Raw genomic sequence first — 26,593 nt, forward strand, 5'->3', positions numbered from 1 at the left:
ATGTTGAATAGAGCAATCGCAAATTTATCCAATAGAATTATAAAAATGGCTGTTCCAACCAATAAAGAAGAATTACAAAAAACGATTGTTGAGAATTTTTCCAAATTAGATAAAGAATTATCTACAATTCCTTACGATATGACCAGCCTTCAAGAATTGGAAGGGCATTCTAAAGGAACATTAATGAGCATCAATAATTTGGTTTCCTATCTTATCGGTTGGGGAGAATTGGTTTTGAAATGGAACAAGAAGATAGATAATAAAGAAATTGTTGATTTTCCAGAAACAGGTTACAAATGGAACGAACTTGGAAAACTTGCCCAAAAATTCTATGTAGATTATAAAGATGATGACTTCAATATTTTAACTGAAAAATTGAACAAAAACGTTGAACAGATTTTAGAATTGATAGAAAACAAATCGAATAAGGAACTTTACGAAGTAAGCTGGTACGAAAAATGGACTTTGGGAAGAATGATACAATTCAATACGGCTTCGCCTTACACCAACGCAAGAGGAAGAATTCGTAAATGGAAAAAGGGACAAAACATAAAATAATAATACTAGCAAAGATTAGTAACAACTTCTTTTCTTTCCAGATTGCGACCCATCAAATAAAAGTATAAAAAAAATGGAAATCAATAAATTAGACAATCCAACCTGGCATTCTTTGAACGAAACCCATAAAGATTTTGCGGTAGAGTTTGATGGCATCAAGTTTTATCATCCTGATTACTGTCCTTTCGGAGGCTTTTTAAATTCAGACAAAACCGCAACCGGAATTGGAGAATATGCTTCGTTAACGAACAATTTTTTCGTAGTAGGTGACCAACCAAATAATAATGATACAGTTCGGCTGAACAACGAACTGGTCTGCAATCAGATGGTTCTTGATACACAAATTGACCTGGAAATAAAGGAGCGCATCGTTGAACTTCAAACAGCAATTCATAAGGCTGATTTATTTAACCTTGTGAATTTGGTTCAACCTGGTTATTTTAAAAACAAAACATCAGATTTAGGCAATTATTTTGGCATCTATAAGGATGATAAGCTAGTTGCGGTAACTGGCGAACGAATGAAAATGGATGCATATACCGAACTAAGTGCTATCGTTACACACCCCGATTTCACAGGAAAAGGCTATGCAAAACAGTTGATAAAATTTGCAAGCGACAAAATTTTCGACGAACAAAAAATCCCGTATTTACACGTTGCCAACACCAATATCGGAGCCATAAAATTATATGAAAAGCTAGGTTTTCAAACCAGAAGGGAAATCAGTTTTTGGAATTTTATTACAAAATAGAAATGACACATCAACAGCCAAGGTCATTAGTTACGACAGATTTAATAGTAAAATCTGAGCCGAGTAATCCGGATAAAATCAACCCTGCGTTTTGTCGCGGGGTTTTCTTTTGAATTTCTATGTTGTTTATTAAAGATAACTCTACAACAAAGTATAATGAATTACGACAACAAGAGTGAAAAATTGCTATTAGTTCCACAGATGAAGTAAAAATAGCAATTGAATTCAGGTTTCGTACTTTGAATGTCTGCAAATATAAAAAACATAAGTCGTTGATAGGTTGATCTATATTGTATGTTTTGAAAAACTTTCGGATATTTGGGTGTTAGCAGATATTTTAAAAAAAAACGTACAATGAAATATATCACAAGAGGATTTTTGCTTCTCCAAATATTTTGGATTTTTGCTTGTTCAACCACGAATCAAACTGATAATCCGAAGAATGACGAAATAAAACAACTCCTTGGAAAGAATTTGGCAAAACAGTGAATATGAAGCTAGGAGCAGCATTGATATTAGAAAACGGACAACGAATTTGGATGGACGAAATGCATAGTTGGCCCGACGGATTTTATACTGAAAAAGAAACTAAAAGTGCTAAAGTGACAGGTGTTTTGATAGAAAGACATGACCTGCCGGTTTTTGTTCCAAATGAAAATGACTCAATAATGCAACAAGGAATTCCAGTGCCAAAAGATACAGACCTAAAAGAAGCAAGTCACAGATATTTGTTTAGGTAAGTATATACTAGTTTACACAAAGGTAAAAAATATAAAAGAGGATTAATTGCTTAGTCCTCTTTTATATTTTGGTTAGTTGAAGTTGATTCCGTCTTTAGTAATTTTAAATTTCATATCATATCTATGGCTGTAATTTTTAGCAATCTCTTGAAATTCTTCAGGAGATAGACCAAATTTTTCTTTAGCAATTTCATATGAAACACTTGCTCCTGAGTTATTAATTGATTTTTCACCAATGTAATCGAAAATAATTTTAACCATATAACAATTTTTACTGAGCAAAACCGTTTCTGCTCATACATAAAGATAGTGAAAATGAATTTAATAAGAAAATTTTTTTTAAGATGTTAGCAACTCCTCAAAAAACAAAATCTGCCGTAACTTCGTTTAAAAAATAAAGCTATGGCAGATTTAAAAAAGATTACGAACGAAGAATTGCTTGAAGAATTAAAAACTCGTGGATTTTGGACTATGTTTGACAGGCAAAATCCTGTACAACGTTTTTTAGTTTCGGTTAATCCGCCAACAGAGCAATTGCTTTTGGGTTATGATCCTAATTGGAATAAATACAAAAGGCATTGTTTGCCGTTAATCCTGTAAATAAAAATCATAGAAAGACATTATTAAAGATTGGTTTGAAAATAAGTACATTATTGGTCAAGGCGTAAAACTAAGAGGTTTAGTGGGACCTAGAAAAGCCGAATCTGATTTATATTTTAGTTAGTATATCATTTTATGTGTATTTTTGGTGCCATATTATTATGGCTAACGAGAGCGAAATCAATCCTGGAAATCCACAACCAAATAGAATTAATTGGTTGGCATTTTTCCAATCATTAGATACTAAATATGGGCGATTGGGATTGTTTTCAAGCATTTTAGTGCTCGGTTATACCGGTGGATACTTTTCTTCAAGTTTCATAAAAGATAGAGAAATAGTTATTTTAGAAAGGCAGTATAATGACCTGAAAAGCGAACTGAATTTACAAAAAATTCAGTTCGAAACAGAAAGATCAGATCATAAAGTGGAAATGAACCGCATTACAATAATATTAATAAATACTAGAGATAGTCTAAAAAATGGCAGAAAAAAATAGCGAAAAAACATTTTCATACTACTTGGATGAAATAGCAAATTTAGCCGAATTCTTGAAGACATACCCTGAAGGCAGTGTTTCAAATAATGCAACTATAATTGCAAAAAACATTTCAGAGCTTAAACAAGCGCTGAGAGGAATAAGATTAATGCTTTTGTTTTTATCTACAGTAACTTTCATTTGTATAATTGTAACAATATTTTCAGTTAGTAGTAGCAAATTTAGAAGTTATTTTGTAGACGAGAAGATTGCGTTAAAAGACAGTTTGTTAAATCTGAATGAAAAAGATAATTATATTAAATATAGGAAATTAAATGGAAAACTGATAACTTACAGTGATTTGATTAAGGGTAATGATTCTTTAGAAACCAAATTGTTAAAAACTGAAGCTGAATTAAGCTTAGCAAAATCAGATTTAGAGTTGTGTAATACATTGTTAAAATCAGCTAAAAGCAATGAAGCTTATTATAAAGATAATTCTAAATTTTACGAAGACAATTATAGATACTATGAAGATTTAAACAGTAAAAGACAATTGGATGACATTAAAGATTTAACAAAAAATATTCAAAACATGAAAAAAGTTGATTCTGGAAAAATTTTATTAAATGTCTTTAGAAAAAACATGAAATATGATTCTAAAAGTAAATCTTGGACAATTGATCTGAACCGAAAGTAAGGTCAGTAAATCTTATCTACTCCGAGTGGGAACTTTTATTTTAATACGTCAATTTTTGTCGCTAGCAGCCCTTAGTTTTGATAAAAAATAATCATACATCTCTATTTAGAATAATTACAAATTACATTATAGGATAAAAATCATTGTGTGGATGAATCATAATATAGTGGGATTATATATATTTACACAATGAAAATGATGTTGTTTGGAATTATTACAAATAAAAACTTAGCATATTTTTTGTAATAAAGAAATAATATTATCATTCATAACAAATCACACAATCAAAAAACTAAATGAATATGTCGACAAAACAATCAAAACCTACAAGGGATAAGGGTGACCGAAAAGGCTGGCCAACTATTGAAAAGGCTAGACATATTAAGCTATCAGAAGCTAATAAAGTAAACGTGTACAACCCTATCACACGTGAAGTAACGAAAGTATCTCTTTCCTGGTAAAATGGAAGGTTATAAAATATACAATGAAAGAACATGTCCAGCTGTAAAAGCTGGACATTCTGTTAAAAATACATACGAATATTATTTCCGATCAGATAAAAGTAAGCTTATTTATGTTATTGAGGCTACATATCACGAAGGTAATTTTTTTGCTGTAAAATTCTTTTGCAAGTCACATCGCTTTAGTAAAAACAAGTATTCGCTTCAAACAAGAACAGATGAACCTTTTAAGATAATGTGGACATGTACTCAGGTTTTACCTAAATTAATAGAACAATATCCACAATGTTCCTTTGTAGCAATTGGTGCAAGATCAATCTCTGGAAAAAAGATAGAAGACCCTCAAGACACTATAAGGTTCAAAATGTATAAAAGGCACATCTTTAATCTTTTTAAAGACAATCAATATATTTTACTCGATATACCTGAAAACAGCGGAATTGCAATGGTAAATATAGAAGATGCTGCATCAAAGTATCTGGAAACACAAGATGATAAAGTTTTCCAAACCGCAGCACTTAAAATAATAGCTAAAATAAAAACTGTTATTGTGGACTGTTATGATGATATACATATTCCTGAGTAGACTTGAAAATAATTATTAAATTTACATAGGTCGTTTTTAAACCGATTAGAATTCTTATGAGTCTGCTTATTAAATTGGACTCATTTTATTTTTGATAAGGGAAATTTCGTGATAACTTTCGCATCATACTTTCAATAAGATCGTCAGTTCCTTTTCTATAGTTATCATCCATTGTTTTGTAAAACCTCCACACCATTTCTCCGGATGTTCCATCATTCAAAACCATAGTAAGAGTTCCTGATCCTGTTTTACCGCCTGTCCCTAACCACATCACATTATTTCGTGCCTGCTTGTCGGTTCTCGTTTGCTCGTTTTCAAATTTTCCACTTATCACTGCATCTACATCAAGAATTTTCGCTATTTCATCCTTGGTTAAATCATTCATTTTATCGAAAACTCCCGCTCTTTTTAGTAGAATATTAGTTTTCTCTACATCTTGAAATTCAACAGTGTAATCTTTTCTTCTTCGCAACATAAACGTGTACATACTAGTTTGAATACTATTTGACATTGTTTCCTCCTGTTGTCTATTAAATTCTGCATTAAGTGCTTCGTTCTGCTTTCTATGAGTAATCGCTATGTTAAAAGGTAGAATAGCAACTTTCTTATGTTTCGTAATTACTTGTTTTAAATTATCAGCTTCGAATATCTGTTTTTGAGCGGTGAAAAATGTTGCAAATGAGATTGCAATTAAGGTGATTAGTTTTTTCATTATTTAAGATCTGTTTTTATTTTACTATTAGGAAATAATTTTGTCATTGATTTGAAAATATTGCTTGCTTTATCCTTATTTGTTCCATAGAAAAAAGCTGTGAATATATATCTGTGTTGAGTTTCTGGTTTAGTTAATCCATTCTCTTTGTAATAAATTTCGACAGGAATTTGTTTATTAAGAATAATATCTGCCATAATAAAACCATCAGATCCATCATTGGAATTTATTTGAATAACATCTTCTGGATTAAATTCTAATGATTGAAAATTTACTGTTCCATTTCCTAATATTTGCTTGTTTGTATATTTTACAAGATTTAGATTATCATTATAGATAAATCCTCCTTCTATTTTTTCAAGCATATCCTCCTTTACAGTAAAGTAATTTAGATTATTAAATAGTTCTGATTTTGATTGAGCATTAAATGCGTAAGAAATTGAAATTAAAAATAGAATGAATAACTTTTTCATTTGTTATTAGTTTACTTCACTTAGTCCCAAAATGAAAGGTTTATAAATGCAGAAAGCGTGGAACTATTACTTCATTTGTTGAAAGAGGTTCTGACAAAACCCAACACCACAAACAAGTATAGACCCACGCCATAGGCATGAACATCAACTGTTTATTCTGTAGTGTTGTTTTGAATTGTCAGATTCCTTTCAACAGAATAAAAGCAAACGCTTTATTTTTTTTTCGATAAATATTCTGGCAAAAATAATGGTTTAAAGTGTTAAAAAACAACATCTAACTAAAAATATTTTGTAAATTTGTGTTGCTATTTTACACGTAATGATAAACACAGATATTAAATCGGTATTACAGCTACTTAATACCTTTTCTACAGAGGAAAAATGCATTGAACATTTAGAACAAATGAGATGGGGCGGCATTATTGTCAGTCCTTTTGATTCATCGTCGGCTGTTTATAAATGTAAAGGAGATAGGTATAGATGTAAAAATACTGGTAAATATTTCAATGTTAAAACAGGATCAATGTTTGAAAACACAAAGATCAGTTTACGTAAATGGTTCTTGGCAATCTGGCTTGTAACTTCACATAAAAAAGGAATTAGTTCTATTCAGCTTTCAAAAGATATTGACGTTACACAGAAGACAGCCTGGTTTGTACTTCAAAGAATCAGAGCTTGTTTCGGAATAGAAAACAATAATGAACTTGAAGGAATAGTAGAATGTGACGAAACTTTTATCGGAGGGAAAAATAAAAACAGACACAAGGATAAGAAAGTACATAATTCTCAAGGTAGAAGCTTTAAAGACAAAACACCTGTAATGGGAATGCTGCAGAGGGACGGAAAGATGAACGCATTTGTAGTTCCGGACACAAAGAGAATTAGTATACAGCCATTAATTTGTAGGTTGGTAAATCCTGAAACTACAATACTGATCAGTGATGAATGGCATGGGTATACCGGATTAAACAAATATTACGACCATAAGATAATCGATCATTCCAAAAAAGAATACGTAAGTTTACAGGATAGTAATATTCACACAAACAATATAGAGGGAAGTTGGAATATTTTAAAGAAGAGCGTTTCCGGAATGTATAATCACGTTTCTCGAAAACACCTTCAAAAATATGTAGACGAGTTTGTTTACAGATTCAATTTAAGAAAGACTCCGGATAATGAAAAGTTCAAACATTTATTAGTAAATAGTGATGTGAGAACAAAGTATAAAGACTTAGCAGCTTAAATATGTTAGTACAAGAACTAAAACAAAAAGGCGTGAAAAGCGTAATAATGAATGGCATCGAATATTTTGACGTTGCCGACATAAAAGAAAATCATCCTGATTTAAAGATAGACATTAAGAAGATTCTTATTGTTGGAAGGAAATCGTACATAATCGCAGAATACATTGAACAGCTTACAGATTTCGATAAGGTGATGAAAAGTTTATTCAACGTTAAAAACTAAAAATACTCTCTAAATAACTAGAGAGTATTTTTTTGGTTTACTTCAGAATATATTTCTATATTTATAAAAGGTTATCCATTTAAATGTCTAATCGGTGAAACGAAGAAGCACCGAAGATGACACGGTGGTGGTTGTCATTTTAAAACTTGAAATATTATGGGCGCAAAACCTAAAACCAAGTTTGTAAAAGTTCATGTACCAACGAAAGACGGTAGATCGTTCTTTTACAGAAGTAAACCTAAAAGCTGTAAAAAGTAATTAGGTTTAGGGGCGGTCTAATCACCGTCCCTTTTCCTTTTGTAAATATATAACAAATTCTATTTACTTTCTATTTCCTAACTTTGTGTAAAGTGGTATGTAGTTACCTTTGTTTATTAAATATAAATGGAATGAAATTAAATAGAAAAACATCTGCTAACAAGGGTTTTGCGTCAGGCAGACTGAGTGCTAAATTCCACGGTAGTATTTCAATTAAACTTTAGTAATAATATCAACTTTTGTGCTTCGATTTCCCGCCTGAACGCAAAGCCCCAAAACGTTAGCTGTAACCAAAAAAAAAACTGTGTCAAAATTAATAATTCCTTTTATTTTAATAACCTTAATGTCTTGCGATCAAAATAAAAAGACAATAATTACGAGTAACAAAAATAATTATGAAACCATAAATTCTATGACAGAATATTGGAAAGAATTTCAAAAAAACAATAGTGAATATACTAATGTTGAGCAACCTCAATCTTTTTTCTTTTGTGATAATAAAAGAGAGGCTGATGAATGTGCCGACTTAGTTGTTCAAAAAATTAAACAAGCTACCTCACCATCTGTATGGTGGTTTAAGAAAAATAATGAACCATTTCCAAAAATTGGAGATATTGCTATTGTTACAAATTGGGATGGAGAACCTAAAGCAATAATAAAGACAATAAAAGTAGAAATAGTTAAATTTAAAGATATTACACCAGAATACGCTCAAATTGAAGGGGAAGGAGATAAAACATTGGATTATTGGAAAAAAGCACATTGGGATTATTACACTAATGAAATGAAAGAATTCAATGAATATCCGAGCGAAGAAATGGAAATTGTATGCGAATATTTTGAAACTATTTGGTGAAAAACCTGACTACAGCTATTGGAAATCGCGGGCGGAAAGTCTATAATTCAAGTTTTGCGCTTCGGTTCAATTTTGTATTTTAGTTGAAAGTCTCTGCTCGATTTACCACCATCGCAAGCACCGAAACATTATTTGATATTTTACAAAAAATCAATTTTTCACTAACAATTTTTCTATCGCATTTACAGCCAATTGTAATTCTGTTTCATTCATCGAAGCAAAACCAAACCTAAAAGAATTTAGTTCATTATCTAATCTGACTATCTGCAACGCATCATTTGATTGTAATTGCTCGACAGAAAACCCTTTATTAAGCGTTATCCAAACAGCCATTCCGCCTGTTGGCATCGTATAAGAAACATACTCGTCTAATTTTTCTTTCAGTAACGCATCTAAAAAATCTCTTCGTTGGTGGTAGATTTTCTTGGCTTTTTTCAGATGTCTTTTCAATTCGCCCTCTTTTATCAAGGCAGCCAAAGCATTCTGCATATATCCATCGCCACCCACGTCTATTATTTTTCTGAAAGCCGTACATTGTTCAATAAAATTTTTCGGAGCTACCATAAAACCAATACGTAAAGCAGGGTCTAATAGTTTGGAAAAAGAGCCAATATAAATCACGTTTCCGTTGTGATTTCCACTTGCCAAAGGCAGGTAAGGCGAAGAGGTATAATGATAATCGTAGTCGTAATCATCTTCGATAATGGCAAACGAAAACTGTTTGGAAAGTTCCAGTAATTTCACTCGTCTTTCCACACTTAGCGTTACGGTTGTAGGATAATGATGATGAGGAATGACATACACGGCATCAATTTTTGTCCGTTTACATATCTTTTCAATGGCATCTGTATCAATGCCCTTGTCATCTACATTTACCTCAATAATGGTCGCTTCGGTTTCTTCAAAAGTTTTATTGGCAACAGGATAATTAGGTTTACCTACAATGATATTGGACGAACGCCCTAAAAGCAGTTGGGCAGACAAATAAATACTCATTTGTGCCCCGTGAGTAATCAAAATATGATCAGCCGAAATGTTTATCCCCCTTGTTACCGACAGGTAATTAACCAGTTCCTCCCGAAGTTTCAGTGTTCCCTGCGTAGTTCCGATATTTGCGTTTTTAATAGCATACTTTTTTGACGTAAGTGAGCGGTATGTTTTCAATAAATCATCTATTGGCGATAATCTTACGTCAGGATGTCCGTCATCAATAATAATATCGGGATATACAACATTATTTTCCTCAAATCCTTTCTCTTCTATCATTCTAAAAGGTATATCCAAATCATTTTCATAGGCTGTCAGTATGTTGTTGGGTTCGCTCCACTTTTGAGGTTTGAGTAACGGAATGTGTTCCGAAACAGCCACGTGTTTTCTTGGAACAATCATAATCCAATCCTGTGCGTCCAATTCCTCATAACCTGCAATTACCGTCTTGCGGTGAACACCCAACGTTTTAGCTAATTCACGGCTACTGGGCAGGTGTGTTCCGGCTTTCAAAGTGCCATTTCTGATAGCATTGATGATGGATACAGCAATCTGCCTGTAAACAGGAATTTTACTTTCTTTATCTATAATGATGATGTGTTCGTATGGTAACATTCTGGACTACCTTTTATATCTAAATTGGACTACAAAGATAGTCCTGTTAAAATATAATTTTGCTATCTCATTCAAAATAATCAAAAACAATGGAGTACAACATTAAAAAAGTAGGGTTAAAAGATTTAGACACAACAGCAGAATTATTTAACCTTTATCGGGTTTTTTACCGCCAAGCGGACGATTACGAAAAGTGCAAAAAGTTTATAGAGGAACGCTTAAACAATGACCAATCGCATATTTTTGTCGTGTATGCAGGCGACAAAGCAGTCGGATTTGTTCAGTTGTACAAATTGTACCATTACATCAAATTGGCAAAGCAATGGTTGTTGAGCGATTTGTTTGTTCACCCCGATTACAGAGGGAAAGGGCTTTCGGTAGCATTGATAGACCAGGCAAAACAATGGTGCGATGAAACAGGGGCTTGCGGATTGATGCTTGAAACCGAAAAAACAAACGACATAGGCAACAAGCTCTATCCACGTTGCGGATTTGAGTACGACGGCAATCACAATTATTACTATTGGTGGAAATGACGGACAGGGCGGACTTAATCGGTTCGCCTTTTTGATAATGTTAGCTAAATGAAATTATTTGATGTTTATAAAAGAATAGAGATTGTAAAAAGAAGCAGAACTATTTCATCAGCAATGGAAAGTAAAAAACAATTATACAAACTACAATTGATCACAAATTTGACTATTTGTTATTCCTCATTGGAATGCTTTAATAAGACCTTCCCCCAATCGTTCAATTGCCAAAGCACCTCTACTAATTGTTCGCCAAGTGGGGTAAGAGAATATTCGACACGAGGCGGTAATTCGTTAAAGGATTTTTTGGTTAAAATACCATCTGCAATCATTTCATTTAATTGTTGGTTCAAAACACGTCTGTCGACTTTTGCGATACCTCTTAACATTTCGCTCGGACGTTTTTCGCCTTCGTTTATACGCCATACAATCGGGATTTTCCATTTTCCACTAATGGCATTAACAGCTATTTCCAGCGGACAAATTTTTTCTTCTATCGCTCGTTCCTTTGTTTTCATAAAATTGACTTTTTTGTCCCATAGGGACAATAATATGCGGTATTGTGGTTCTGAATTTACTTTCAAAACTTTGCAAAAATAATAAACAAGATATGAAAAATTTAAAGCAACAAATTGAGGAACTAAATGAAAATTTAGCAATACAACTTCCCACAGAAGTTTTAGAGGTATTCGGCAAATCCATTCAAGACTTGAAAGCCCAAGGTATTGAGGGCAGCAGTATTGGAACAGGCGAAAGGTTTCCCGATTTCAGCCTGCCAAATACAATTGATGAAACCGTAGAGTTAAAGAAGCTTCTAAAGAATAGGAAAGTGATTGTAGCTTTTTTGCAGGTTAGCCCGAATCGAACGTTTAAGCATACTCCTTACCACTATGCTATGAAAAAGGTCAATTGAGTAAAAATAGAGGTATCCAAACCAGTTATGAAAGTGGACAATAGTGCATACAGTCACTCTTTTCAGGTCGTCTTCTGCTTCTGCTATCGAAATTGATATATACGCCTTCAAATGCCTATCATCCAATAAAAGGATGGTTTCATTTGGAGACCTATCCGAAACCGAAGCAATATGATGGCTAGTACCTTTTTCTATACACATTGCAATACTGACAGTACTTTCTTTTTTTGATGTCTTTAAACCAAAAGGTTTGACCAACATGTTACGCAATTTGAATAATGCTTTTATCCAACTTTTTTCTGATCCCCAAAAAGCAACCTGCAAATGGTCGGGAGTTACATGATTAGAAATCGGAGCGATACATTCAAAGGCATCAGCATAATTTGCTGGAAGATATTTATTAGCTAAAAACGCCTTATCTACGTTAACCTTGTTTACTTTTAAATTCATATGATTATCTCAAAATGATTACTTACCATTAGACCGTTTTATTCGTTATCTGTTTTATTTTTAATAAGAACTTGATATAACTCATTAAACTCATCTTTTGATATATCAGGAAGTAATTGTTGTATTCCTATTAACGTTCCATATTGCACGATTGCGGAATTTTTAGCTTGTTTTGGATCTAGACCTTTTTGAATATTTAAATCAGTAAGATATTCCATTCTCATATTGTCAACCTGTTTTACATATTCTTTGACAGTTTCATTCGAGAAGCTCCACGCACGGATCACCTGCTCAATTTTATGGGATGAGGAGCCAGCCAAATCATTCAGTATGAAGTATTTTGTCTGAATATCAGATTGTTCTTCAGTATACTTAATAAATTCAAGTGTGTTTTTATTCTGCCAATATTTCATCAATGCTTCAATGTAGCCCTCCGTATTTTTAAAATGGTGGTAGAATGAGCCTTTGGTTACTTGCAAAGACTTGCAAAGGTTGTCTATGGTAATCCGCTGGAAACCTTCTGTTTTCAGGACTTTCATTCCATCTTCAAACCAATCTGTTTTTTCTATTTTTTTCATGTTCTATTTCTTGAATTAATTAAACATAATGTAAAGCAAAGTGTTGCGAATAGTAAACAAGTATAGGCCAAGGGATGGAAGTAAATTACCGCAATAATGGATGCTATAAGCGAAAGGAAAATATTTGCAAAAATAGCAGACCTACTAGGTTGTTTAATCATAAATGACTGAAATCCAAATGCAAAGAGCATAAATCCCATCATGACACTAAATCCCGTATAAAATTGCATTACTGTATGTTCTCCCATAAAATCAAAAGTCGTCCTCTTCATTTTTAAATAGACTTGCATTACGTTTTCAGGACGCTTTGGCGTACTAATTAAATAAACAAGATGTAATGCACCCAGCAACATATAAGATGACGCTCCGATTTTAAAATAGTTCAACTTCTTCATTTCGTTTTGCATACCATACCATACCTCATGGTATGGTATGCAAATGTATTATATTTTATTGAACAATTGCTTAAACTGAATCAAAATATCTGATTAGTTTAAACCGACACCTCATATACTTAAATTAAACTGATTTTTGATTTACGTTAAATGAATTCATAAATCCTAAGTATAGTTACAATATAAATTTATGTTTGTTTTTTTGTGTAGTGTCGTATTACATTAACAATTATTTCCAGCGGGCAAATTTTTTCTTGTACCGCTCGTTCCTTTGTTTTCATAAAATTGACTTTTTTGTCCCATAGAGACAATTATATGCGGTATTGTAGCTCTCAATTTAAGCACACATATTTGTAAAAATAAAAAATTTAATATGAAGGGTTTAGAAACACAAATAGAAGAACTAAATGAAAATTTAGCCAAACAACTTCCGACAAAAGTTTTAGAGGTATTCGGGAAATCTATTCAGGATTTGAAAACCAAGAACATCGAAGAAAACAGTATCGCGACAGGTGATAGGTTTCCTGATTTTAGTCTGCCCAATACAAACAATGAAATCGTAAAGTTACAAGAGCTTCTACAAAACGGAAAAGTGATTGTAGCTTTTTTTCGTGGCAGTTGGTGTCCTTATTGCAATCTTGAATTGAAAGCATTGCAAGACAGTCTGAAACAGATTACCGACAGAAAAGCAACACTTGTGGCAATCTCACCGCAAACTGTTGATTATAGCGAAGAATTAAAGGATAATCACATTTTAGATTTTGAATTATTGACGGACAAAAACAATGCTTTGGCTAAACAGCTTGGTATTTCATTCGGACTTCAGGATTATGTTATTCCTACTTATGGTAGTTTAGGTATTGAGCTGTCAGAATACAACGAAAATGATAATAACGAATTGCCTGTGCCTGCCGTTTTCGTAATAGATACAAATGGTCGCATTACGTACAGGTTTGTTGACACCAATTATATGAAGAGGATAAATATCAAAGAATTGATTGAGCAATTATGACAGAAATAAAAAGAAAAGGAGCAAGAAGCACAAAGGATATTCCGGCAAATATTTTAGTACAGCTTAATCGTGGGGAAATTGAGACAGCCAATCTCGTAGAATGGTTGGCTGTTGACCAACGCCTTTTATTGGAAAACTTACTTGTAGAACATCAAAAACCCCATTATTTAAAGCCTATTCTTTCAAAAATTGACCAACTTAAAAAACAAACCGTCAATACGATAAACGAAGCTATCGGAACAGGACTATTTGAACAGGCAACACAAAATAATGACAAAGAATTTTTAGCAATTATATCAAAGCATAATGCTGATTTAGTGCGTTGTTGGACAACTTATACCATTGGTAAAAATAAAAAGCTGAACATTACGGAAATGCTTAAACAAATCCAGCCTTTTTCAGCGGATAAGCATTTTGGCGTAAGGGAGATCAGTTGGTTGGCTGTAAGAGCGAAAATTGCTCAAAATCTTACCAAGAGTATCGAAATATTGTCAGGCTGGACAAATCATAAAGACGAAAACATAAGACGTTTTGCAAGCGAAGCAACCCGACCTCGTGGCGTTTGGTGCGAACACATTGAAGAATTAAAACAAAATCCCGAATTGGCTTTGTCAATTTTAGAACCGTTAAAGTCTGATAAATTAAAATACGTTCAGGATAGCGTTGGTAATTGGTTGAACGATGCAAGTAAAACGCAACCCGAATTTGTTCAAAAACTTTGCCAACGTTGGGAAAAAGAAAGTGATACGAAAGAAACAAAGTACATCACGAAAAAAGCATTGAGGACTATCAATAAGTAATGTTTTGAAAAACCTTCAGATATTTGTGTGTTATCTGTACTTTCACACGACTATGTAACATAATAAAGTTCATAGTTGTCATACTTACAAATCAATAAATAAGATGAAAGAAACATTCAAAACTGTTAACTCAATCTTGCTACTTATCATAGCATTATTTTCACAACAAGTAATAGCGCAAAATACTGCTGATAGCATTGATACTTTTATCAAAGAGAAGATGACCCAACTCAAAATACCGGGACTTCAATTGGCTATAATCAAAAATGGAAAATTAGATAAGTTACAAAATTATGGTTTCTCAAGTATAGAGCATCAGGTCCCTACAAATTCAAGAACAACTTTTTCTATTAATTCTATAACGAAGGCTTTTGTGGGAATTGCCATTATGCAATTGCAAGAGCAGGGAAAACTAAATATTAATAATCCCATTTCTTCTCATATTTCGGATATTTCGGAAAATTGGAAATCAATTACAATCAAACAATTATTAAGCAATGTTTCTGGACTTCCAAACAATATAGATGGCAAGGAACAACTCTTGGGAGATGGCCTGGAAAGTAAAAATTGGGAAATGGTTAAGAAATTGCCAATGGAATTTAAACCTGGTGAAAAATTTAGTTACAATCAAACTGGTTATTATATTTTAGGAAGAATTATTAATTCACTAAGTGGTCAACATTTCACACAATTCATAGAAGAAAATCAATTCAAACCTTGTCAAATGACTTCTACCCGATTTGGAGATTCTGATGATATTATTCCCAATAATTCAAATTCATATTCAACGATTTTTAATGATGGCGGTAAATGGATTAATGACGGAAAATTACACAATTCGTATATTTCATTCCCTTTGTTTTTTAGAACTGCAACCGGAATTATTTCTACTTCCGAAGATTTAAGTAAATGGCTTATTGCTTTACAAAATGGGGAACTATTAAAAAACAAAGAAAGCATCAGTCAAATGTTTACTACAACAAAATTAAACAACGGTGAAATTGGTGGGTTCAATAAATTGACAAACGGTTATGCTTTAGGATGGCCAACTGTAGAAAGAGACGAACACCGTGCTGTAGCACCAGTCGGCGGAATGCGTTCTACTTTATTTGTATACCCAAAAGATAATTTATCTATTGTGGTATTAACGAATCTTCAAGGTTCAAATCCAGAATGGTTCGTAGATGAAATTGCAGGATATTATTTCCCTGATATGAAAATAAAAAATGGCTTTGGCCTCAGCAAAAATTTAAAATTATTACGTCAAAACCTTATAAAAAACAACTATCAAAACCCTTATAATAATTATCAAAAGTTAAGACAAACAAATCAAAATTACACCTTAACGGAAGAAGAAGTGAACACTTGGGGGTATCAACTATTGGAACAAGATAAAAAAAATGAAGCATTGCAGATTTTTAAGTTAAATACACTTTTATTCCCTAAAAGTTGGAATGTATATGATAGCTATGGTGAAACCCTAGAAACTTTAGAAAACCGAAAAGAAGCAGTTATTAATTATAGAAAATCTTTGGAACTAAATCCAGACAATACAAATGCCCGCAAATATTTAGACGATAAAAAATAATGCCAAAAAACTTTAGGCTTTTCCAATAGTGGAACTACAAAGTTCAACGGTATCTTCGATTGAATTTTTGTGCAAAATTGAAAATTTGCGCTTCGATTACCACCATCGCAAAACCCGGAAACTGTATTAATAAATGGTGCCTTGACAACAAAGTATAATGAATTATGACACAAGAGTGAAAATTGCTGTATTAATTCAACAGACTAAGCAAAAATGGCAAGTAAATTTGCGCTTCGTATTTTGAATATTTACAAATATAAAAAACCATGAGTCATTGATAAATATTGTGTGTTTTGAAAAACCTTCGGATATTTGAGAGTTAGCAGTAATTTTAGTGACAACGGTAAAAGACAAAAGGTTCGTTGACAGCAAATGAATCCAATTTTAGTCAAATATGGATACAAACAGCTAGTTGAGCTCTAACGCCCAATTACAACTTATGAAAATAAAAGTTTATTCTCCTTTAAATCCTTTACTTACAAAATACATTGAGTGTATCTATATACTCACCCATACCTCTGAAGAAAAACCCGCCAAATACATCACCTTTCCATCTATTTTTACCATTGTATCAAGCAGTGAAAAATCAAAATCTATTAATAAAGGAAATCAATTAATCATCAGGCAGTGCGATGACAATGCGGTTGAAACCAATTTGGTATCTGATTTCAATAAGCCGGTGTATGTACAATATGAAGGGAAAATAAACGAAATCACGATCTATTTCAAACCGTTGGCTATTAATTCATTTTTGGAGCACGAATTAAGCCATTACAACAGTTCAAACTTTTCTGAATTTTCACCTTATGAAGACTATAGAAAAGCGATGATCGAAATTCTTTCTTTACAAAATGATATCGAAAAAATTGAGGCTGTTGAAAGGTATTGGTTGTCCAAATTAAGAGAATTTCAGCATCATTTCCTTGAAACTGTTTTGTCTGAAATGATGTGTGATGAAAATGACGCTGTAACCATTACAGAACTGTGCGAAAAAAATGCTATTTCGCGTACCACACTGAACAAACACTTTGGCAGACATATCTGTAAAACACCATCTCAATTCAAAAAGATTCTAAGGTTTAGAAATGCGGTTAATAAATACGCATCAAAAAACGCAAGAAACAACTTAACGGATATCGCCTATGGTGTTGATTATTTTGACCAGTCGCATATGATAAGAGAATTCAAATCAGTGACAGGGTTCTCTCCCAAAGTTTTTTTTGAAAAAACGACTGCGCTGGAAAAAAAACAAATTCACTGGCTGTTTTTATAGATGGGTTTACACTTGTACAATTTTTCGATTTATGATTAAATTACTTTTGCCCTTTAATCATAAAATGATACCCATTATGACAACAACCCGTCAAATATATTTTGTTACAACTGTCTTCTTCATAGCTTTTTTACAGCCTATTATTGTCCAATCACAAAATTTGAAAAGTATCGTTGATCCGATAAAGGCTCACTTAAAAATTCTTGAAAAAGAGAATAATCTAAGCGGTGTTGTTCTTATTGCAAAAGATGGCAAACCAATCTATAGAGAAGCCTTTGGTTTTTCCAATTTGCCGGACGGTGTTAAAAATAAACCGGACACGAAGTTCAACTTAGCTTCTATTAATAAGATGTTCACAGCAACGGCTATTATGCAATTGGTAGAATCCGGGAAAATTTCGCTTCAAGATAAAATAGGCCAATATCTTACAGATTATCCTAATAAAACGGTGGCCGACTCTGTGACCATCCATCAATTATTAACGCACACTTCAGGAATGCAGAGTTTTTGGGAGGAATATGACAAACTTGCAAAAGTAAACTTCAAAACAGTTTCTGATTACCTTCCTTTGTTTGTTGATAAAAAACTGGCCTTTGCGCCGGGTAGTGACTTCTACTACAGCAATTCCGGATATATGGTTTTAGGATTAATCATTGAAAAGGTGTCGGGTCAGAATTATTTTGATTTCGTAAAAGAACACATTTATCAACCTGCAAAAATGATCAATACGGATGCTTACGAATTGGATAATGCGATTCCAAATTTGGCTACCGGCTATACAATGTCATTAGAAGAACCGGGACAATGGAAAAATAATATTTTCTCAAATTTAGCCAAAGGAACACCTGCCGGTGGTGGCTATTCAACAGCTGACGATTTGTTGAATTTCGCCAATGCTTTACAAAACAATATTTTATTGAGTAAAGAGAATGTAACGCTTTGTACATCAGGTAAAGTGAAGTACAGAGAAGGAATGTATGGCTATGGATTTGAAGAAAACACAATCAACGGGCACCGCATTATTGGACATACTGGCGGACACGATGGTATTGCTTGTGAAATAATGATCTATCCGGATTTGGGCTATACTGTCGTCATTCTAACCAATGGAGAAGTCGAAAATTATTGGGAAGCGAGTAATCTGATTAAAAAACAACTAGTGGGTTCAACACCATCCATTGACAATTTTTTTTATACTAAAGATATCATTAAGACAGTATGTGACAAAGGTTATGAAGCTAGCATTAAGGAAATAGAAAAAAATTCAAAGAAATATTCATTAAGAGAAAATCTTATTGAAAGATATGGTTTTAAGCTATTGTTCGAAAAAAAGACTAATCAGGCCATAGATTTGTTTAAGTTGAATCTTCACTTTTTCCCAAACTCAACCTATGGCTATTATTATATAAGTGAGGCATATCGGGTTTCAGGTCAAAAAAAACAAGCGATTGAATATCTAAAGTTATACATTGAAAAAGAGCCAGAAGACCATGATGCTCAATTAAAATATAAACTGCTAATGAAATAACTACCGCTAACAAGGGTTTTGCAATAGTGTAACTACAAACTTCAACGGATAGTTCTTTGATTGAGCTGCGGTACAAAACTGAAGATTTGTACTCCGATTTCCACCATCGAAAAGCCCCCGACCTTATTAAATAATGGTACCTTTACAGCAAGCAACAAAGTATAATAAATCATGACAAATCTTAAAAAGATACTCTTCGCTACAACGATAATCTTATTGGTTTCCAGCTGTAATACTGAAACCAAAAAGCAAGAAAAAGAAGAAAATAAAACAGAACAAAAAGTAGCTAAAAACGATGATTTTGACGGAAACTATGTTAACAATTCGTACAACCAAAGAAAGGAAGGATACGATTGGGTTGCAGTTATTGTGAGTAAAGATAGCGACAATCAATTAAAAATAGCAGTTCGTTCACGAGCAGATAAAAAGAAACCTACCTGCACATTTGATGCTATTGCTCAAAAATCGGATGAAAACACCTACACATCGGTTCTTCAAGATAAAAAGGTAATGTTTCGTTTCAGCGAAAATGGCATTACCATCGAAACCGAGAAAAAAGAAGATAGTAGCATTCTCAATTTTTATTGTTCTGGCGGAGCAAGTATTGCAGATACCTATACCAAAATAAATGAGCCGTTGGATGAAACTCAAATTGACAAAACGAAGTTCTAAATTTATAGTTTGTTGGCTTTAATTTTTATTGTAATTTATGACTATCCTAAAAACATTAGAGAGCATTCCGACCGAAAAACTTTTAGAAGTTTTCAATTTGTCATTTTCAGACTACGTTGTTCCTTTTTGCTTAACTAAAGAGCAATTGGAAGATAAAATAAAAAGCGACAGTATTAAACTTGAATTTTCTGTAGGAGCATTCGAGGATGATCAATTAATTGCTTTTATACTTCATGGGTATGGCACTATCGACAATTTAAAAATTGTGTATAATGCAGGAACAGGTGTAATTCCGTCCAAAAGAGGAAATAAATTAACCGCAAAACTGTATGAATATGTTTTACCAATTTTGCACGAAAATGATATTGACAGGTTGTTACTTGAGGTAATTACTACAAATGAGCCAGCAATCAAAACTTATAAAAACATAGGGTTCAAAATCATCCGAGAATTAAATTGTTATAAAGGTTCATTAAATATAACTAGTACTAATGATGATTTTGAAATTCGTGAATTGGAAGCGTATGACTGGCAAAAACTTCATTTCTTTTGGGATTTGAAACCATCGTGGCAAAATTCAATTACAGCGGTCGAAAAGCTGAAAAATTCTAACATCTCTATAGGGATATATGACGGGGAAAAATTATTAGGTTACACTATTTTTAATCCAAAAACAAAAAGGATACATCAACTTTCAGTTGACAAAAATTACCGAAGAAAAGGCGTTGGTCGGCAACTTTTAGCACACATTGCAACAAATTATACAACAGATGTTTCTGCTACAAATATTGACAATACTTCAGAAGAAACACTAAAATTTATGACCGGCATAGGAATGGATATTTTCATTCGACAATACGAAATGGAATTGCCCTTGAAATAGAAACCATCACCTACATCATTGGCTATCCGTAAACCTTACAAAACAAACAAGAAATATAGCAACACACAAATGAAGTTGTTAGCTTATTTAGGACACAATTCCTACTCTTTATCTTTAAGAAGAGATCATAAAAAATTACAGTTTAGGAAATTTAACTATAAGAAAATAGCAAAATTTAATGTCTAATCAATATAAAAATGCAGCGTAAAGAGTATATAAATTTTGTCTCAAAAATAGTTGCAAGTTCAATACTAAAGTCACAATGCAGATAGCACCAACAAAAGAACTATCACCTTACATCAAGCACTATCTTTTTTTAGAGAGTGAAGGAACTCTATCAAAAAAACTTCGCTTGTTTTCTGATGGTAACACTGGTATGGTTATGACTTTTAGAGGCAATCTTATTTCAAACACTCATGGCACTAGTACTTTAAATTATCCAAATTCGTTTTTGTATGGACAGATTAGTACGTTTAGAGATTTGTATTTGGCAGGAAAAACATCAATAATTATTGTCGTTTTTCAACCTTATGGTTTCAATCATTTATTGGGAATATCCGCAAATGAAATGCGAGAGAGCATTGTTGCGACAGAAGATATATTTGGCAGTAAGGATTCGCTGCTTTATGAAAAATTATCTGAAGTATCCTATTTAGAAACAAAAATACAAATCCTGAATGCTTTTTTTATTAAACAGGCTGCTAAAAAAAATCTTTCAAACCAAAATCTTATTCATCCAACATTAAATTACATTCTGAAAACAAAGGGGCAATAACTGTAAATCATTTGGTAAAACATACTGGTTATTCGGAAAGGCACATCGAAAGAATTTTTAAAGAATGTATTGGGTTAAATCCAAAAAAGTTTGGAAACATTGTAAAGTTGCATTTCTTTTTGAACCTACTCAAGTACAAGTCAAGCCAAAGCAATATTACCGATTTATGCTACGACGCTGGGTATGCTGACCAATCGCATTTAATCAAAGAATTTAAAAAATATACGGGCATAACTCCTACTCAATATTTAAAAAATACCAATAGATTAGCAATAAATTTTATGGAAATAAAATCTAATGAGATACCGATGTCGGATTTGTACAATTTATAGAAAAACTCACAAGCTACTTTTGTCCTAAATATTAAAACAAAAAAAAATGGACAAAATAAAAATCTCAACAGCCCAATTCGAGGCTAAAAATGCTGACAAAGCCTACAATTTATCAGTAATTGAAAAACTTGCTAAAAAAGCATTCGAAGAAGGTTCTGATGTAATTGCCTTTCACGAATGTTCTATTACCGGTTACACATTTGCAAGGCATCTTAACAAAGAACAAATGCTTAATTTGGCCGAATTCGTCCCCAGTGGTGAGAGCACACAAAAACTAATAGAGATCGCCACCAAATATAACATTGTAATTTTAGCCGGACTGTTTGAAAAGGATGAAAATGACAATTTATACAAGCCATACATCTGTGTAGATAAAAATGGGTTAATTGCGAAACATCGTAAAATACACCCTTTCATAAATCCATATTTAACTGCTGGACAAAGCTATACTATTTTTGAGATCAACGGGTGGAAATGTGGCATTTTGATCTGCTACGACAATAACATCATTGAAAATGTAAGAGCGACAACGCTATTGGGTGCAAATATCATTTTTATGCCACATGTAACTATGTGTACACCATCAACCCGACCGGGAGCCGGCTTTGTTGATCCCAAATTATGGCTAAACCGTGAAGCTGACCCAACTTCATTACGTTTGGAATTTGACGGTATGAAAGGCAGGGCTTGGCTCATGAAATGGTTGCCAGCAAGAGCGTATGACAATGGGATATACGCAGTATTCTCAAATCCAATTGGAATGGACGATGATCAATTGAAAAATGGATGCTCAATGATAATAGATCCATATGGAGATATTCTTGCAGAATGTCGTTCATTTGACGATAGCTTTGTGACAGCAACCATTACCCCCGAAAAACTTGCTAATGCAGGTGGAAATCGTTATATAAAATCCAGAAAACCAGATTTGTACCGAGACATCATAGGGAAAGATCACGATTCGGAACAAAAAGTAATTTGGTTGAACACGGGCGAAAAAAAATAAAAACTACCACCAATATGGATTTTATACATGCGTGCAAATTCCAGTGATATTGAACACCTATTTTCAATTCAAATCAAAGCAATTATATACTTGAATGTACCGAATCAAAAAACTAAAATATTACTTTGATTTATAAGTCAGTTTATTTATCTATAAGTAGTAAAAATCAGTACTTTAAGTGAAAAATTGGTATATCCAAGTATATTGCACCTTAAATAAAAAGCTGCATTGATTCTTGTCCTACAACGATCAACAAATGGTCTGATTAGAATCCTGTCAAGTTCACAAAAAGAAAATCCTTTACAGATTAAGATAATAGAAATATACACCAATCAAAAAACCTATAAATCTCATTTGCATACACCCCATTTTCAGCATTATAAAACCACAACCCTTAAAAAATGTTTAAATCCTTAAAATTGGTAGATATGACCACTTTAGACCCAAACACAATGCCTCAGATTTTCGATAAGATTGGAAAGTAATTCTAATACGTATATAGTATAACTATTAAATAGCATTTAAAACGTTTAAAATATTGTCATTATCTTTTATTAATTGGCTTGGGTAAGTCCTGTCATGTTCACACACAGCCAAATGGCGCCAACTAAAGACAGTTGGCGCCATATTTATTTAATGAGAATAATTGTTTTAGGTGATGAAAACATAATCAAAATACAATATTTGAAAAATGATTATTAACAATCATTTTCTTTATTACTTATATCCTATTTTCGCAAAAATATTAAATAGACAAAATTAAGTTTTCTGGAAGTTATTCCAGCGATTGCCGTTTTTATATCGCTGTTGCTTGCTGTATTTTTGTTAACAGTAAAAACAGAAAGAAAACTAGAAAACAGATTATTTGCAGCGTTCCTCATAAAGAAACCGTCATTGTTCACTGTGGTAATTCACTTAAACACTACAGTACTGATTTTGATTTATGGGACATTGCTTTACTATTGAATTAGGAATTTTATGAAAACAATGAATTAAAATAAAACTGTCTGTCACAAGGGTTTTTGCGTTATGGGGCCGAAGTACTAACTTCAGCTTTTTTATTAATTTAACATCAGTTAAAGGCTTAACAATTTCACAGACTTCAACATAGTAACCGTAATGTAACAATAAATCACGGAATTCAAAATTAACCAACTAAAAAATAAAATGTTAAATGACATTATCCGAATATGTAAAAAAGAAAAATGGTGTTACGATGGGACATTCAAAATCACTTCGGAATAATTTACAGCGGTCGCTGGGTGCCAAAAACTTTGCAGAATTCTGGAATTTCTGGAATCCTATTTTTGGATATTATTTAGGCTCAAAAATATTCAAACCCTTGAAAAAGGTATTTCCTAAAGGGCTTGCTTTATTTTTTACATTTATTTTTTCCGGATTGATTCACGATTTAGTTACCACTTTAATTAGAGGAAAGCTTTCGTTATTTTTTTCTGTTTGGTTTCTTTTAATGGGAACAGTGGTTGCGATTTCAACATTTAACAACTATGACCTATCAAATAAAAAATGGATTTTTAGAGCTTTTGCAAACGTCTCAATAATAACGATGTGTTTTTGTTTGACAAAGTACTTAAACACAATATTTTATTATTATTAAATTTAAGCAAGAGGAATCAAAAAAAGCTTTGATGAACAGAATAATTACTAATCTCGTCAATCATTTATCAGAAAAACCCAAAACGCTTTTTTGATGGACAGTTTGGGTGCATTTTTCACTGCATTTTTCCTGTTTGTAGTAATGCGGAATCTAACCCATTATTTTGGAATGCCAGAAACTGTATTGACTTATCTTTCTGTAGTAGCAAGCATTTTTTGTATTTATTCTGCAGTTTGTTTTTTCTTTTTAAAAGAATATTGGACAATTTTCATCAGGATTATTGCTGTTGCAAACTTTCTTTATTGCGTCGTGACATTAGGATTATTGATTAAATACTATTCTTTCCTCACAATATTAGGAACAACCTATTTTTTGACTGAAATAATAAATATTGCCTTACTTGGTTTTGTTGAACTTAAAGTGGCGAGATCAAGAATGTAACAGATAAACTACTTTAACAATTTTACAATATTCATCTTATAAATTTTGCCAATTGGAATTTGGTAATTCGAAATAAATATAATGTTTCCTTCAACACTATTAATCTGCTTTGGAGCAACTGCAAATGATTTATGAACTTGCACAAAATCGTTTTTAGGCAATTGTTCTAAAAAAGTAGAGAATTTTTCACGAATGGTAATGGTTTCAGTCGTGGTTATTATTTTGGTGTAGTTGCCTGTTGCTTCGATGTATAAAATATTTTCTGTTTCTAGTTGAATGTGCTTTTTATTGCTTTGAACAAAGATTCGGTTTGGAACGTCATTTTTTTCAGAAGAAACAGTCTTTTGAACTACCGAACTAATCGCTTTATTTGCAGCTTTTAAAAACCGTTCAAAACCAAAAGGTTTTAGCAGGTAATCCGAAATGTTGTGTTCATATCCTTCCAGAGCGAATTCCTGATAAGCAGTTGTTACGATTACCTTTGGTGGGTTTTGCAAGGTTTTCAGAAATTCAAAACCTTTTAAAACAGGCATATTCAAATCCAAAAAATTAAATCCACTTCATTTTTGTTCAAGTATTCAAAGGCTTCCAAAGCATCATAACAGTTTTTCATCAACTGCATATTTGGTATCAAATCGCAATATCCTTTAATGATATCGTGGGCAATATGTTCATCATCGATGATTAAATAGCTTATCATAATTGTTTTAAAATTAGTTGAGCTTGATATACATTTTCTGTTTCCGAAAAAGTCAATTCGTGTTGATTGGGATAAATTAATTCTAATCTTCTTTTCAGATTTTTTAAGCCAATCCCGAATTGATTTTCAGTTTTTTCAAAATTGTTTTCAATGGCGAAACAGATTTCGTTTTGTGAAGTTATCAAACTAATTTTGACATGAGCATTCTCTCTCAAATTTTCGACTCCGTGCTTAAAAGCATTTTCTAAAAGGATGATAAACAACAAGGGAGCAACTTTTAGATTTTTATCAATATTACAATAAAAATCAACGCTTATCAGTTTATGGTAACGCATTTTGTGGAGTTCGACATAGTTTTTCAAAAAATCAATTTCTTCCTGCATCTTTACTGTTTCTTTTTCGCCTTCATAAATACTGTAACGCATCATATCTGAAAGTTTCAGTATCAATTCTTGTGCTTTTTTGGGGTCTTTTGCCACCAAACCATATAAATTATTGAGCGTATTGAAAAAGAAATGCGGACTGACCTGGCTTTTCAAAAGCATCAATTCGGCTTTCATTTTTTCGTTTTTCAGTTTGGTGATAAAAATAATTTCCCGAACTAACAAAACTACACCCAAACAAAAAAGCAAAACGTAGTAGCAAATTACAATGATGGCAACTTTCGGGTGGTAATTTCCTAAAAATACAACGGATTTGTTTTCCGTAAAGATTACTTCATAAGCCGTAATCATTACAGGAACAACTACTATTGCCAATAATGCAATCACAATCCATTTTACATTTCTTTTCAGAGCCATCATATTGCAATATTACAACTATAAACAAGCCTCTGCAAGCGTGTTGACAAACGACA

General features: G+C 32.6%; 37 protein-coding genes. 26 read left to right on the top strand and 11 right to left on the bottom strand.

Features of this window, described 5'->3' with window-relative positions:
- From EAG08_RS04080 to EAG08_RS04090, 3 genes are all read left to right on the top strand, one after another.
- Positions 1-558 carry a ClbS/DfsB family four-helix bundle protein gene (locus tag EAG08_RS04080; protein ID WP_317126304.1) on the top strand — a complete coding sequence of 186 codons (558 nt, stop codon included), beginning with the start codon at positions 1-3 and terminating at the stop codon, positions 556-558.
- 73 nt (positions 559-631) lie between these two features.
- A complete protein-coding gene (locus tag EAG08_RS04085) occupies positions 632-1,309 on the top strand; it encodes a GNAT family N-acetyltransferase (protein WP_129534344.1) in 678 nt (225 codons plus the stop codon).
- A 491-nt stretch (positions 1,310-1,800) separates the two neighbouring features.
- Positions 1,801-2,049, top strand: coding sequence for a hypothetical protein (locus tag EAG08_RS04090; protein ID WP_129534345.1), 249 nt, complete (start codon positions 1,801-1,803; stop codon positions 2,047-2,049).
- 72 nt (positions 2,050-2,121) lie between these two features.
- Here the strand turns inward: EAG08_RS04090 and EAG08_RS04095 are convergent, their stop codons facing one another.
- Positions 2,122-2,310: a hypothetical protein gene (locus EAG08_RS04095; RefSeq protein WP_129534346.1), complete on the bottom strand. Its 189-nt coding sequence runs from the start codon at positions 2,308-2,310 to the stop codon at positions 2,122-2,124.
- Between the two features lie 141 nt (positions 2,311-2,451).
- Between EAG08_RS04095 and EAG08_RS04100 the strand changes: the two genes are divergently transcribed.
- The 5 genes from EAG08_RS04100 (at position 2,452) to EAG08_RS04115 (ending at position 4,872) form a co-directional block, all read left to right on the top strand.
- Positions 2,452-2,649, top strand: coding sequence for a hypothetical protein (locus tag EAG08_RS04100; protein WP_129534347.1), 198 nt, complete (start codon positions 2,452-2,454; stop codon positions 2,647-2,649).
- A gap of 161 nt (positions 2,650-2,810) precedes the next feature.
- Positions 2,811-3,146 carry a hypothetical protein gene (locus EAG08_RS04105; RefSeq protein WP_129534348.1) on the top strand — a complete coding sequence of 112 codons (336 nt, stop codon included), beginning with the start codon at positions 2,811-2,813 and terminating at the stop codon, positions 3,144-3,146.
- Positions 3,130-3,825 carry a hypothetical protein gene (locus tag EAG08_RS04110; RefSeq protein WP_129534349.1) on the top strand — a complete coding sequence of 232 codons (696 nt, stop codon included), beginning with the start codon at positions 3,130-3,132 and terminating at the stop codon, positions 3,823-3,825. Before EAG08_RS04105 ends, EAG08_RS04110 begins: the two co-directional genes overlap by 17 nt.
- Positions 3,826-4,127: 302 nt before the next feature.
- Entirely contained in the window at positions 4,128-4,286 is a 159-nt protein-coding gene (locus EAG08_RS21270; RefSeq protein ID WP_164998520.1) for a hypothetical protein, read from the top strand.
- 1 nt (position 4,287) lies between these two features.
- Positions 4,288-4,872, top strand: a complete 585-nt coding sequence (locus EAG08_RS04115) for a hypothetical protein (protein WP_129534350.1) — start codon at positions 4,288-4,290, stop codon at positions 4,870-4,872.
- Positions 4,873-4,957: 85 nt separating this feature from the next.
- On the opposite strand, the gene EAG08_RS04120 is transcribed toward EAG08_RS04115, so the two are convergent.
- Positions 4,958-5,584: a hypothetical protein gene (locus EAG08_RS04120; protein ID WP_129534351.1), complete on the bottom strand. Its 627-nt coding sequence runs from the start codon at positions 5,582-5,584 to the stop codon at positions 4,958-4,960.
- On the bottom strand, positions 5,584-6,057 hold the full coding sequence (locus tag EAG08_RS04125) for a hypothetical protein (RefSeq protein WP_129534352.1): 474 nt from the start codon (positions 6,055-6,057) through the stop codon (positions 5,584-5,586). Before EAG08_RS04125 ends, EAG08_RS04120 begins: the two co-directional genes overlap by 1 nt.
- Before the next feature lie 319 nt (positions 6,058-6,376).
- Between EAG08_RS04125 and EAG08_RS04130 the strand changes: the two genes are divergently transcribed.
- From EAG08_RS04130 to EAG08_RS04140, 3 genes are all read left to right on the top strand, one after another.
- A complete protein-coding gene (locus EAG08_RS04130) occupies positions 6,377-7,303 on the top strand; it encodes an IS1595 family transposase (protein ID WP_129534353.1) in 927 nt (308 codons plus the stop codon).
- A gap of 2 nt (positions 7,304-7,305) precedes the next feature.
- Positions 7,306-7,527 carry a hypothetical protein gene (locus tag EAG08_RS04135; RefSeq protein ID WP_129534354.1) on the top strand — a complete coding sequence of 74 codons (222 nt, stop codon included), beginning with the start codon at positions 7,306-7,308 and terminating at the stop codon, positions 7,525-7,527.
- A 562-nt stretch (positions 7,528-8,089) separates the two neighbouring features.
- Positions 8,090-8,641: an ASCH domain-containing protein gene (locus tag EAG08_RS04140; protein ID WP_129534355.1), complete on the top strand. Its 552-nt coding sequence runs from the start codon at positions 8,090-8,092 to the stop codon at positions 8,639-8,641.
- A 150-nt stretch (positions 8,642-8,791) separates the two neighbouring features.
- Here EAG08_RS04140 and EAG08_RS04145 read toward each other — a convergent pair whose 3' ends face one another.
- Complete coding sequence (locus EAG08_RS04145; protein ID WP_129534356.1) at positions 8,792-10,243, bottom strand: PLP-dependent aminotransferase family protein; 1,452 nt, start codon at positions 10,241-10,243, stop codon at positions 8,792-8,794.
- 89 nt (positions 10,244-10,332) lie between these two features.
- Here EAG08_RS04145 and EAG08_RS04150 point away from each other — a divergent pair, with 89 nt between their 5' ends.
- On the top strand, positions 10,333-10,779 hold the full coding sequence (locus tag EAG08_RS04150) for a GNAT family N-acetyltransferase (protein ID WP_129534357.1): 447 nt from the start codon (positions 10,333-10,335) through the stop codon (positions 10,777-10,779).
- A 170-nt stretch (positions 10,780-10,949) separates the two neighbouring features.
- On the opposite strand, the gene EAG08_RS04155 is transcribed toward EAG08_RS04150, so the two are convergent.
- Entirely contained in the window at positions 10,950-11,291 is a 342-nt protein-coding gene (locus tag EAG08_RS04155) for a winged helix-turn-helix transcriptional regulator (RefSeq protein WP_129534358.1), read from the bottom strand.
- Between the two features lie 92 nt (positions 11,292-11,383).
- On the opposite strand from EAG08_RS04155, the gene EAG08_RS21275 reads away from it, so the two are divergent.
- Entirely contained in the window at positions 11,384-11,686 is a 303-nt protein-coding gene (locus EAG08_RS21275) for a hypothetical protein (RefSeq protein ID WP_164998499.1), read from the top strand.
- On the opposite strand, the gene EAG08_RS23090 is transcribed toward EAG08_RS21275, so the two are convergent.
- The 3 genes from EAG08_RS23090 to EAG08_RS04170 are packed head-to-tail and all read right to left on the bottom strand — an operon-like array spanning position 11,588 to position 13,109.
- The gene (locus EAG08_RS23090) at positions 11,588-12,136 is read right to left on the bottom strand and encodes a DUF2867 domain-containing protein (RefSeq protein ID WP_129534359.1); all 549 of its coding nucleotides are present in this window, start codon (positions 12,134-12,136) and stop codon (positions 11,588-11,590) included. The two genes, EAG08_RS21275 and EAG08_RS23090, sit on opposite strands and share 99 nt — an antisense overlap.
- Before the next feature lie 38 nt (positions 12,137-12,174).
- Entirely contained in the window at positions 12,175-12,714 is a 540-nt protein-coding gene (locus EAG08_RS04165; RefSeq protein WP_129534360.1) for a TetR/AcrR family transcriptional regulator, read from the bottom strand.
- Entirely contained in the window at positions 12,711-13,109 is a 399-nt protein-coding gene (locus EAG08_RS04170) for an LIC_13387 family protein (protein ID WP_129534361.1), read from the bottom strand. The genes EAG08_RS04165 and EAG08_RS04170 overlap by 4 nt, the downstream gene beginning before the upstream one ends.
- Positions 13,110-13,482: 373 nt before the next feature.
- Here EAG08_RS04170 and EAG08_RS04175 point away from each other — a divergent pair, with 373 nt between their 5' ends.
- From EAG08_RS04175 to EAG08_RS04225, 13 genes are all read left to right on the top strand, one after another.
- Positions 13,483-14,121: a peroxiredoxin-like family protein gene (locus EAG08_RS04175; RefSeq protein ID WP_129534362.1), complete on the top strand. Its 639-nt coding sequence runs from the start codon at positions 13,483-13,485 to the stop codon at positions 14,119-14,121.
- On the top strand, positions 14,118-14,921 hold the full coding sequence (locus EAG08_RS04180; protein WP_129534363.1) for a DNA alkylation repair protein: 804 nt from the start codon (positions 14,118-14,120) through the stop codon (positions 14,919-14,921). The genes EAG08_RS04175 and EAG08_RS04180 overlap by 4 nt, the downstream gene beginning before the upstream one ends.
- 103 nt (positions 14,922-15,024) lie before the next feature.
- Complete coding sequence (locus EAG08_RS04185) at positions 15,025-16,509, top strand: serine hydrolase domain-containing protein (protein WP_129534364.1); 1,485 nt, start codon at positions 15,025-15,027, stop codon at positions 16,507-16,509.
- Positions 16,510-16,948: 439 nt separating this feature from the next.
- Positions 16,949-17,782, top strand: coding sequence for a helix-turn-helix domain-containing protein (locus EAG08_RS04190; RefSeq protein ID WP_129534365.1), 834 nt, complete (start codon positions 16,949-16,951; stop codon positions 17,780-17,782).
- 160 nt (positions 17,783-17,942) lie between these two features.
- Positions 17,943-19,310: a serine hydrolase gene (locus tag EAG08_RS04195; RefSeq protein ID WP_164998521.1), complete on the top strand. Its 1,368-nt coding sequence runs from the start codon at positions 17,943-17,945 to the stop codon at positions 19,308-19,310.
- Between the two features lie 171 nt (positions 19,311-19,481).
- Entirely contained in the window at positions 19,482-19,982 is a 501-nt protein-coding gene (locus tag EAG08_RS04200; protein WP_129534367.1) for a hypothetical protein, read from the top strand.
- A 37-nt stretch (positions 19,983-20,019) separates the two neighbouring features.
- Positions 20,020-20,865, top strand: a complete 846-nt coding sequence (locus tag EAG08_RS04205) for a GNAT family N-acetyltransferase (RefSeq protein WP_129534368.1) — start codon at positions 20,020-20,022, stop codon at positions 20,863-20,865.
- A 262-nt stretch (positions 20,866-21,127) separates the two neighbouring features.
- On the top strand, positions 21,128-21,640 hold the full coding sequence (locus tag EAG08_RS21820) for a DUF6597 domain-containing transcriptional factor (protein WP_228446763.1): 513 nt from the start codon (positions 21,128-21,130) through the stop codon (positions 21,638-21,640).
- Between the two features lie 11 nt (positions 21,641-21,651).
- Positions 21,652-21,972, top strand: coding sequence for a helix-turn-helix domain-containing protein (locus EAG08_RS21825; RefSeq protein WP_228446764.1), 321 nt, complete (start codon positions 21,652-21,654; stop codon positions 21,970-21,972).
- 46 nt (positions 21,973-22,018) lie between these two features.
- Positions 22,019-22,978: a nitrilase family protein gene (locus tag EAG08_RS04215; RefSeq protein WP_129534369.1), complete on the top strand. Its 960-nt coding sequence runs from the start codon at positions 22,019-22,021 to the stop codon at positions 22,976-22,978.
- A 228-nt stretch (positions 22,979-23,206) separates the two neighbouring features.
- Complete coding sequence (locus tag EAG08_RS23095) at positions 23,207-23,395, top strand: putative quinol monooxygenase (RefSeq protein ID WP_410493308.1); 189 nt, start codon at positions 23,207-23,209, stop codon at positions 23,393-23,395.
- A 757-nt stretch (positions 23,396-24,152) separates the two neighbouring features.
- Entirely contained in the window at positions 24,153-24,596 is a 444-nt protein-coding gene (locus EAG08_RS04220; protein WP_129534370.1) for an MBOAT family O-acyltransferase, read from the top strand.
- Positions 24,597-24,689: 93 nt separating this feature from the next.
- A complete protein-coding gene (locus tag EAG08_RS04225; RefSeq protein ID WP_228446765.1) occupies positions 24,690-25,037 on the top strand; it encodes a hypothetical protein in 348 nt (115 codons plus the stop codon).
- 8 nt (positions 25,038-25,045) lie between these two features.
- Here EAG08_RS04225 and EAG08_RS04230 read toward each other — a convergent pair whose 3' ends face one another.
- Genes EAG08_RS04230 through EAG08_RS04235 form a run of 3 tightly spaced genes read right to left on the bottom strand, consistent with a single transcriptional unit; the run spans position 25,046 to position 26,540 of the window.
- The gene (locus EAG08_RS04230) at positions 25,046-25,570 is read right to left on the bottom strand and encodes a LytTR family DNA-binding domain-containing protein (RefSeq protein WP_317126305.1); all 525 of its coding nucleotides are present in this window, start codon (positions 25,568-25,570) and stop codon (positions 25,046-25,048) included.
- 2 nt (positions 25,571-25,572) lie between these two features.
- A complete protein-coding gene (locus tag EAG08_RS22885; protein ID WP_317126306.1) occupies positions 25,573-25,737 on the bottom strand; it encodes a hypothetical protein in 165 nt (54 codons plus the stop codon).
- A complete protein-coding gene (locus tag EAG08_RS04235; protein WP_129534371.1) occupies positions 25,734-26,540 on the bottom strand; it encodes a sensor histidine kinase in 807 nt (268 codons plus the stop codon). Before EAG08_RS04235 ends, EAG08_RS22885 begins: the two co-directional genes overlap by 4 nt.
- Positions 26,541-26,593 lie beyond the last annotated feature (53 nt).

Source organism: Chryseobacterium sp. 3008163, from assembly GCF_003669035.1.
Taxonomy (GTDB): Bacteria; Bacteroidota; Bacteroidia; order Flavobacteriales; family Weeksellaceae; genus Chryseobacterium.